The 8,471-nt window shown below is 64.6% G+C and carries 6 protein-coding genes; 3 read left to right on the top strand and 3 right to left on the bottom strand.

All coding sequences use genetic code 11. From position 1 onward, the window contains the following. Positions 1-135: 135 nt before the first annotated feature. Positions 136-843 (top strand): glycerophosphodiester phosphodiesterase, encoded by a 708-nt coding sequence (locus VDP82_RS10195; protein ID WP_323014739.1) that lies wholly within the window; start codon positions 136-138, stop codon positions 841-843. A gap of 20 nt (positions 844-863) precedes the next feature. On the opposite strand, the gene VDP82_RS10190 is transcribed toward VDP82_RS10195, so the two are convergent. After that, positions 864-1,673, bottom strand: coding sequence for an IclR family transcriptional regulator (locus VDP82_RS10190; protein WP_323014738.1), 810 nt, complete (start codon positions 1,671-1,673; stop codon positions 864-866). Positions 1,674-1,842: 169 nt separating this feature from the next. After that, positions 1,843-3,312 (bottom strand): M81 family metallopeptidase, encoded by a 1,470-nt coding sequence (locus tag VDP82_RS10185; protein ID WP_323014737.1) that lies wholly within the window; start codon positions 3,310-3,312, stop codon positions 1,843-1,845. Between the two features lie 292 nt (positions 3,313-3,604). Between VDP82_RS10185 and VDP82_RS10180 the strand changes: the two genes are divergently transcribed. Next, entirely contained in the window at positions 3,605-5,398 is a 1,794-nt protein-coding gene (locus VDP82_RS10180) for an IlvD/Edd family dehydratase (protein WP_323014736.1), read from the top strand. A 57-nt stretch (positions 5,399-5,455) separates the two neighbouring features. On the opposite strand, the gene VDP82_RS10175 is transcribed toward VDP82_RS10180, so the two are convergent. Further along, the gene (locus tag VDP82_RS10175; protein ID WP_323014735.1) at positions 5,456-7,822 is read right to left on the bottom strand and encodes a transketolase; all 2,367 of its coding nucleotides are present in this window, start codon (positions 7,820-7,822) and stop codon (positions 5,456-5,458) included. A gap of 119 nt (positions 7,823-7,941) precedes the next feature. Here VDP82_RS10175 and VDP82_RS10170 point away from each other — a divergent pair, with 119 nt between their 5' ends. Continuing rightward, positions 7,942-8,412 (top strand): Lrp/AsnC family transcriptional regulator, encoded by a 471-nt coding sequence (locus VDP82_RS10170; RefSeq protein ID WP_323014734.1) that lies wholly within the window; start codon positions 7,942-7,944, stop codon positions 8,410-8,412. Positions 8,413-8,471: the final 59 nt, after the last annotated feature.

Below are 8,471 nucleotides of genomic sequence, written 5' to 3'. Positions count from 1 at the left end.
CCGGACTGGAGCCGCGAGGCTAGCGCAGCGGGCGGGAAGAAATAAGCGGTGAAGGTTTCGTCGCAAGAAACGAACAAGGCTATCGGCGCGCCCCACGGCACGTAAACTCCATGACCAGTTCAAAGGAGCCGCGCCGTGCCGAAGATCGTTGCCCACCGAGGCTATTCGTCCGCTTTCCGTGAAAACGCAATTCCCGCCTGGGCAGGCGCCGTCAAAGCGCGGGCCGACGTGGTCGAGATCGATGTGCGGCGCTCGGCCGACGGCGCTTTTGTCTGCGCCCATGATCCAGACCTCAGGATTGCCGGCCACCCCGGCATCATCAGCCAGATGCGCGTCGCCGAGCTGGCCCGGATTTCCGCCGGCGGCGAGCCTGCCGCCCCGCTCCTGCACGGGGCCTTTTCCACCATTCCCCCCAGCACGGCCATTCTCTTCGACGTCAAGGATGAAAGCCCTTCGGCCTTGACCGATCTTCATGCCTTCAGGCAGCAATTCCCCGACCATCGCGTGATTTTCGGGCTGCACAGCCTGGCGTCGGTGGAACGGATGCGGGGATTGGGAGGGGCTGAGATTCTTGGTTTTCTCGGCGGCGAGGAAGCGGAAGATGACCATTTCTTTGCAGCCGGAGGTAATATCCTGCGCATCTGGGAAGCCGCGGCGCGGCCCGAGCGGATCGGGAAGCTGCGCGGCCAGCAGCGCGAGGTATGGATGACGCTGGGCGGGCCGGGCACAGACAGGGATGTCGGCGACTACATCCCCGAGGCCCTACGATCCTATCATCACGCCGGATTTACCGGCTTTCTCGTCAATGACCCGAAAAGCGCCCGGCAGGCCCTGGCGGGATAGGGTAACCCAGCAGCACCGCCTCAGTGCCGGGTATTGAAATGCAGGTCGAGCCCGGTCAGGGTCGTCGCCAGGTCCTGTCCAAGGGCGTCCGAATAGCGGATGGTCGGGATCGACACGCTGATCGCCGCCGCCACCTGCCCGTTAAGGAACAGGGGGACGCCGAAACAGACCACGCCATCATCGTTTTCCTCGAGATCGATGGCCAGGCCCCGGGCGCGCGCCTCCTCCAAGATACGCGCCAACTGCGCCTTGTCGCACACGGTCGAGGAGGTGCGTGAGCGCAATTGGGTGCGCTCGATCAGGATTTCGCGTTGCGCCGGCTCCAGGGCGGAGGCGATGGCCCGCCCAAGGGAGGTGGAATAGAAATTGTCCCGCGTCCCGGTCGGCACCCGCCAGGACAGGGGACGGTCAGCTTCGAGCACGGTGACATAGTAGACATAGGTACCGTCCAGCACCCCGAGATTGATCGTCTCGTTATATTTGTCGTGCAGCGCCTTCATGACCGGCAGGGCCAGCATCTTGAGATCTTCCTCGCGCGCATTGCGGCCCAGCCAGGAGATGCGCCCGGTGAGGTAGTAATGGCCCGTCCCATCGGCCTTGCTCGCATAGCCGAGCGAGGTCAGGGTCTGGAGGATGCGGAAGGCCGTGCCCTTGGGCAGGCCCGTGGCCCTGGCGATATCGCGCAAGGGCATCGGCTCGCCTACCTCCGCGATGGTTTCGAGCGTATGGAACGCCTTGACCAAGACCCCGATGGTGGCGGAATCCCGCGCCTCGGCATCGTCCTGTCCGGCGGCTTCGGATGCGGCGTCTGTGGGAGAAACTTCGGTCACGATAACGCGCTCCATGAGGGTGCCGCTCGCCAGCGGCGCGCCGGCCCGGGGCGTTTCACGATACGAGGCAATCGTAATTCGCCCACGACACCGCAGTAGAGAGAGGCGGGACCCCTGTCAACGCGTGTGACGGCTTCGGGACGCCTGGCCCTCTGCGCCCCGCGCGGGGCTACCCCTCCAGCCCCAGCGGGTCCTCGTCGAGCGGCCAGATTGGTCGCGGCAGGCGGCGGAAGTCGAGGGCCGACCAGTCGGGATTGGACGTGCCCGGCGTCGCCACGAAAAGCTGCTTGCGTGTATTGGTCAGGAACAAGTCCTTATGCTTGTAGAGGTTCTTGATCGCCACCACCTGCTTGTCGTCGAAGGTGATGCCGTGCAGGCTGAAAAGGCTGAGCGAGAAGAGATTGGTGCGCCGGGACGTCAGCAGCACTTCGATTCCGGCGACGCGCACCACGGCGACATCGCCGATCATGATGCGCTCTTCCCCCAGGTGATCCTGCCAGGCGTTCTTCTTGAGAAAGAGCACCTCGGCCTGGGCGTCCAGCGATGGGCCGGAAAAGGGCTCGAACTTGCCGCCGATGCGCAGATGGAGTCGCGCCCCGACGCCCATCTGCATGCAGATGCCCACCGCCATCGGGTCCCAGAGCGGGGCGATCGCCGCATTGGTGATCTCGTTCTCGATGAAGGCGCGCAGCACATGGGTGGTGTCGCCCGGAGCGCCCGAGCCAATCTGGTCGGCGGTGTCGGCAATCAGCAAGGGCTTGTCGCCCTTGATGCGCGCCTCCGCGATGGCTTCATCGAAAGGCGTGAAGGGCAGGGTGGCCTCGCGGCGGTCGCGATAGAACTGTTCGCCGAACTTGCGCGCGGCGGCCCGGGCAATCTCGATATCGCCATCGGCGATGGCCAGCATCTTGGCGCCGGCCAGCGGAACATCCGCCCAGGGAAAGCCATGGTTAAGCGAAAGCGAGAGGATGCCGTCCTTGCCCTCGGCCTCGATGATCGCCTGGCTGAAGGCGATCAACGGCCCTTCCATCGTCGTGGGAAACAGCCCCATGGTGCGGCAATCGAACAGCGCCATTCGAGGGTCGATCTCGCCGGCCAGGAGCCGCACCATCAGCGCGAACAGATCCTCGGCACGCTCCGAATGGTCGATATGCGGATAGGTCTTGTAAAAGACGATGAGGTCCGCCGCCTCGACGATCACCTCGTCGATATGGGCATGAAGGTCAAGCTCGATGCCGATCCTGACGTCGGGGCCGACAAGGGCGCGCATGCGGGTGACAAGATCGCCTTCGCAATCGTCATATCCCTCCGCCACCATCGCGCCATGCATGCACAACAATACTGCGTCGACCGGCATGGCCGCCGCGAGATCGGACAGGATGCGGTCGCGGATTGCCTCGTAATCAGCCTTCAGCGTCGTGCCCGCCGGGCTGGCGAATACGTGCAGGCTCTGTGCGACCTCCCAGCCCCGCGCCAGGGCGTTCCTGTGCCAGATCTGACAGGGCGCCACCCAGGGCGAGGGCGGCTCGTCCTCGATGCGCGCCTCGTTCCACAGGCAGTTGCGAAAATCGGAAAGCCCGGTTGGAAAGGACGCGAACGTGTTGGTTTCGGTGCCCATGGTGGCGATGAAAAGGCGCATCTGCTGGTTCCGTGAATCGCTTGTGAAAACGCTATCCCCCTTTGCCGGAGGGGCGAATGGCGGGTCATCCACAAAATGCTATCGTGCTGGATTGCGAGACACAAGTTCCATTACGTGTGACGAGCGGGTAATTTTTATCCGAAAAAGGTCGCTCGTCAAAATTTGTTTCGTATTATGGAATAACAATCTCTCTGTTCGGCCCGCTCCTTGCCTTTGCCAAATGGCTGAACCAGAGTTCGGGCGCCCCAATACGTGTCGTAGCGGCCACCGATGGTCGCTGGAAGGAACAAAGATGACCGACGCTCCCCATCCCGCCCGGCGAGCCCGCCGCCGCTTCCGATCGCAGGACTGGTTCGACAATGAGGAGCGCATCGACATGACCGCGCTCTATCTCGAAAGATTCATGAATTATGGCATGACGCCGGAGGAGTTGCGCGCCGGCAAGCCGATCATCGGCATCGCCCAGACGGGATCGGACCTCAATCCCTGCAACCGCATCCATGTCGATCTCATCAAGCGCGTCAGGGATGGCATCCGCGACGCGGGGGGGATTCCCATCGAATTTCCGGTTCACCCCACCTTCGAGAACTGCAAACGGCCGACCGCCGCGCTTGACCGGAACCTGGCCTATCTGGGGCTGGTTGAATTGCTTTATGGCTATCCGATAGACGCCGTGGTGCTGATGACGGGGTGCGACAAGTCCACGCCCGCCTGCCTTATGGCGGCGGCAACCGTCGATATCCCCGCCATCGTCCTATCCGGCGGGCCGATGCTCGACGGCTGGCACGAGGGGCAATTGGCCGGGTCGGGGCTGGCGATCTGGAAGGCGCGCCGGGCCTTGGCTGCCGGCGAGATCGATAATGACGAGTTTCTCCGCCGCGCCGCCGATTCCGCTCCCTCCCTGGGCCATTGCAACACGATGGGCACCGCCCTGACGATGAATTCCCTGGCCGAGGTCATGGGGATGTCGCTGCCCGGCTGCGCGGCGATCCCGGCGCCCTATCGGGAACGCGGCCAGATGGCTTATCGTACGGGCCTGAGGGTCGTGGACATGGCCTATGAGGACCTCAAGCCGTCCGATATCCTGAGCCCGGCAACGATGCGCAATGCGATCGTGGCGACCTCGGCGCTGGGTGGTTCCACCAATGCCCAGCCCCATATCGCGGCGATCGCGGCCCATGCCGGCGTCCCCTTCGACCCCTTCGACTGGCAGAGACATGGCCATGACGTGCCGCTGCTGGCCAATGTGCAGCCGGCCGGAGCCTATTTGGGGGAGAGGTTCCACCGCGCCGGCGGTGTGTCGGCCATTTTGTGGGAGCTGCTGCAGGCGGGGCGGCTCGATGGATCGGTGATGACCGTGACGGGGCGGAACCTGGCCGAAAATGTCGAAGGTTGCCAGACCACCGACCGCGAGGTGATCCGCTCCTGCGCCGAGCCCCTGATGGAGCGGGCGGGTTTTCTCGTGCTGCGTGGCAATCTGTTCGATTTCGCCATCATGAAGTCCTCGGTCATCTCCGAGGATTTCCGCGCCCGCTATCTGTCACGGCCGGGTTCGGAAGGGGTGTTCGAGGCGCGTGCCGTGGTCTTCGAGGGGGCCGACGACTATCATCAGCGGATCAATGATCCGGCGCTGGGGATCGATGAGAACACCATACTGGTCATTCGCGGCGCGGGACCGCTCGGCTGGCCGGGCTCGGCCGAGGTGGTGAACATGCAGCCCCCCGACGAGTTGATCCGGCGCGGAATCACCAACCTGCCCACCCTCGGCGACGGGCGCCAGTCCGGCACCTCCGACAGCCCTTCCATTCTCAATGCCAGCCCGGAAAGCGCGGCTGGCGGGGGCCTTGCCTGGCTGCGCACCGGCGATACCATCCGTATCGACGTTAATGCGGGCACCTGCGACGCTCTGGTTGAAGAGGCCGAGATCGCCCGCCGCCGTGTCGTGCCGCCTCCGGTCGGCCCGGACAAGACCCCCTGGCAGCGCATCTATCGCGGCACCGTCAATCAGCTTTCCGAAGGTGCCGTGATCGCCGAGGCGACGGCGTTCCAGCGGATCGCGCGCGATATGCCGCGGCATAATCACTGAGCGATCCGGCCTGCCGCCGGCGAAGGAGCGCGGGGCAGCCCCGCGCTCCTTCGGCCTTTATTCGGCGATGAGGCCCCGCCCTGCGGTGAGGCCGGACACCGCCCGCACGATGGAGGCCGTGTCGATGCCGAAATGGGCGTAGAGATCGCCAATGGTTCCGGTCTGCCCGAAATGCTCGACCCCGAGCGGAATGCAGCAATGCCCGGCAACGCTGCCCAGCCACGACAGGGTGGCGGGATGGCCATCGATCACGGTGACGATCCGGCAATGGCGGGGCAAGGGCGCCAGCAGGCATTCGACCTGCGAACGGGCGGCTGCCTCCCCATGCCAGCGGGCACGCTGCGCCGCTGTCCAGCCGGCGTTGAGGCGGTCGGCCGAGGTGACCGCCAGGACCCCGACATCGCGGCGGCCCTGGCCGATCAGGCCGGCGGCGGCTATGGCCTCCGGCGCGACGGCGCCCTGATAGGCGATGACCACGTCGCAATTCGGTCCCGGCGGGCGCAGCCAGTAGCCACCGTCGATCACCCCCTGGGTCAGCCGTTCCTGCGGCAGCGAGGCCTGCTCCACGGGGCGGGTGGTCAGCCGGAGATAAACCGCGCCGCCGCTGGCATCGCGCAGCCAGGTGCGGGGGTCGACGCGGGCGTCGCCATCGCGCTGCATATAGTCGAAGGCCCAATGCATGATGATCGCCAGCTCTTCGGCAAAGGCCGGCTCGAAGGCGGCAAGGCCGTCCTGCGCCAGTCCGATCAGCGGGGTCGAGATCGATTGATGCGCGCCGCCCTCGGGCGCCAGCGTCACCCCCGAGGGCGTGCCTGCTATCAGGAAGCGGGAATCCTGATAGCAGGCATAGTTGAGCGCATCCAGGCCGCGGCAGACGAAGGGGTCATAGACCGTGCCAATGGGCAGGAGCCTCTTGCCGAAAAGCCTGTGCGACAGGCCGGCGGCGCCCAGTTGCAGGAAGAGGTTCATTTCGGCGATGCCCAATTCGATATGCTGGCCCTCGGGCGCGAAATCCCATTTCGCCGTCGAGGGGATGTTCTGGGCCCGAAACAGGTCGGCCCGGGCCTCGCGCGCCCAGAGCTTACGGCGGTTGACCCAGGCCCCCAGCCCGGTGGTGCCGGTGACGTCGGGTGACATGGTGACGATGCGCTCGGCCAGGGGGCTGTCGCCCCGCGCCAGATCGTCGAGGATCCGCCCGAAGGCGGCCTGGGTCGAGGTCTCCCGGTCTGCCTTGGGCGCGGGCAGGGGCGGAACGGCGATGCGCTTGTCATCCAGGCGCCGGGGGCCGGCGGCAAAGAAAGGCACGCGCGCGAGGAAGGCGCGCAGGGCGTCGGGATCGGGCACGGCGGCCATCGGCTCCCATTCCCGCCCTTCGGGCACTTGCATGTGCTGCTGCCACGCCGCCATTTGCGCCTTGGTCATCAACCCGCCATGGTTGTCCTTGTGGCCCGCGATCGGCGTTCCCCAGCCCTTGACCGTATAGGCGAGAAAACACACCGGGCGGTCATGATCCACGGCGGCAAAGGCCTCAGCCATGCTCTGCACGCAATTGCCGCCCAGATTTTCCATCAATGCGGCAAGCTGCCTGTCGTCGCGCCGCCCGATCAAGGCGCTCACCGCGCTCTGATCGCCCAGATCGTCCAGCAGGCGTTGGCGCCATACCGCGCCACCGCTGAAGGTCAGCGCCGCATAGAGCTGGTTAGGACAGTCGTCGATCCATTGCCGCAGCCGCTCGCCGCCCGGTTCGGCAAAGGCTGCCCTTTGCAGGATGCCATATTTGATCTTGACTACGTCCCAGCCGAAGGCATCGAAGAGCCGTTCAATCCGCGACCATAATCCTTCGCGCACGACGCCGTCGAGCGACTGGCGGTTATAGTCGATCACCCACCACACATTGCGCAGGTCGTGCTTCCAGCCCTCCTGCAGGCATTCATGGACATTGCCCTCGTCCACCTCTGCGTCGCCCATCAGCGCCACCATGCGGCCGCGCGGCGCATCCGCGCCCCAGGGCTTGCCTGCAATATAGTCCTGCACCAGGGAGGCGAACGAGGTTATGGCCACTCCTAGGCCGACCGAGCCGGTGGAGAAATCCACATCGTCGGCATCCTTCGTGCGGCTGGGATAACTCTGCACGCCGCCAAAGCCCCTGAAATTCTTCATCCGCTCGAGATCGAGATTGCCCATGAGATAGTGCATCGCATGGAAGACCGGGCCGGCATGGGGCTTGACCGCCACGCGATCCTCGGGCCGCAGGGCAGAAAAATAGAGCGCCGTCATGATGGAGACCATCGAGGCGGAAGAGGCCTGGTGTCCGCCGATCTTGATCCCATCCACCTTCTCCCGCAGGTGGTTGGCATTGTGGATCATCCAATGCGACAGCCAGAGCAGGCGCTGCTCGATGGTCTTGAGATGTGCGGCGTTCATAGGGCCCTCCCCCGGGGAAATGGTGGGCACGATTTTAATGCGGTACCAGCGATAAAAGATGGCAAATCAGGTCGTGTTTTTGTAGAAATTTGGTGGATTCCACTACAAAGCGACCAAAAATGCCGGAAACTGCTAACCTTGACGCGATCGATTTCCGCATCCTGCGCGCCTTGCAGGACAATGCGCGCCTGAGCCTGCATGAACTGAGTGAAACCGTGGGGCTCAGCGCTTCCCCGGTGGCGCGGCGGATGCGCCAGCTCGAGGCGACGGGTGTGATCGCCGGCTATGCGGCGCTGATCGACGAGGCCGCCCTGGGTTTCGGGGTTTCAGTCTTTGTCTCGGTCAAGCTGGATAGGCAGGTCGACCGTGCCCTGGCTGATTTCGAAACTGCGGTGCGCGGCTTTCCCGAAGTGGTCGAATGCTGGCTGATGACCGGCAACCGCGACTATCTTTTGCGGGTGGTGACACGCAGCCTGGCCGAGTTTGAGGCTTTTCTCACGGAGCGGCTGACGCGGGTGCCTTCGGTGTCCTCGCTCGAAAGCTCCATTCCCTTGCGCCGGGTCAAGGCAGGAATTTCCCGCCAGCCCTAGTCTATCTCAGGAGAGGTCAGGATTCGCTCGCGGATAGCGCGCTGGACGCGGTCGAGGAT

Origin of the sequence: Devosia sp. (assembly GCF_034675085.1) — a bacterium.
GTDB lineage: Bacteria > Pseudomonadota > Alphaproteobacteria > Rhizobiales > Devosiaceae > Devosia.
This window is presented reverse-complemented; position numbering and strand designations above follow the sequence as displayed.

Excerpts from the sequence above, each read along its gene's own strand:
- VDP82_RS10185 (WP_323014737.1), bottom strand. The coding sequence starts at position 3,312 with ATGCGCCTTTTCATCGCCACCATGGGCACCGAAACCAACACGTTCGCG.
- VDP82_RS10180 (WP_323014736.1), top strand. The coding sequence starts at position 3,605 with ATGACCGACGCTCCCCATCCCGCCCGGCGAGCCCGCCGCCGCTTCCGA.
- VDP82_RS10175 (WP_323014735.1), bottom strand. The coding sequence starts at position 7,822 with ATGAACGCCGCACATCTCAAGACCATCGAGCAGCGCCTGCTCTGGCTG.
- VDP82_RS10170 (WP_323014734.1), top strand. The coding sequence starts at position 7,942 with ATGCCGGAAACTGCTAACCTTGACGCGATCGATTTCCGCATCCTGCGC.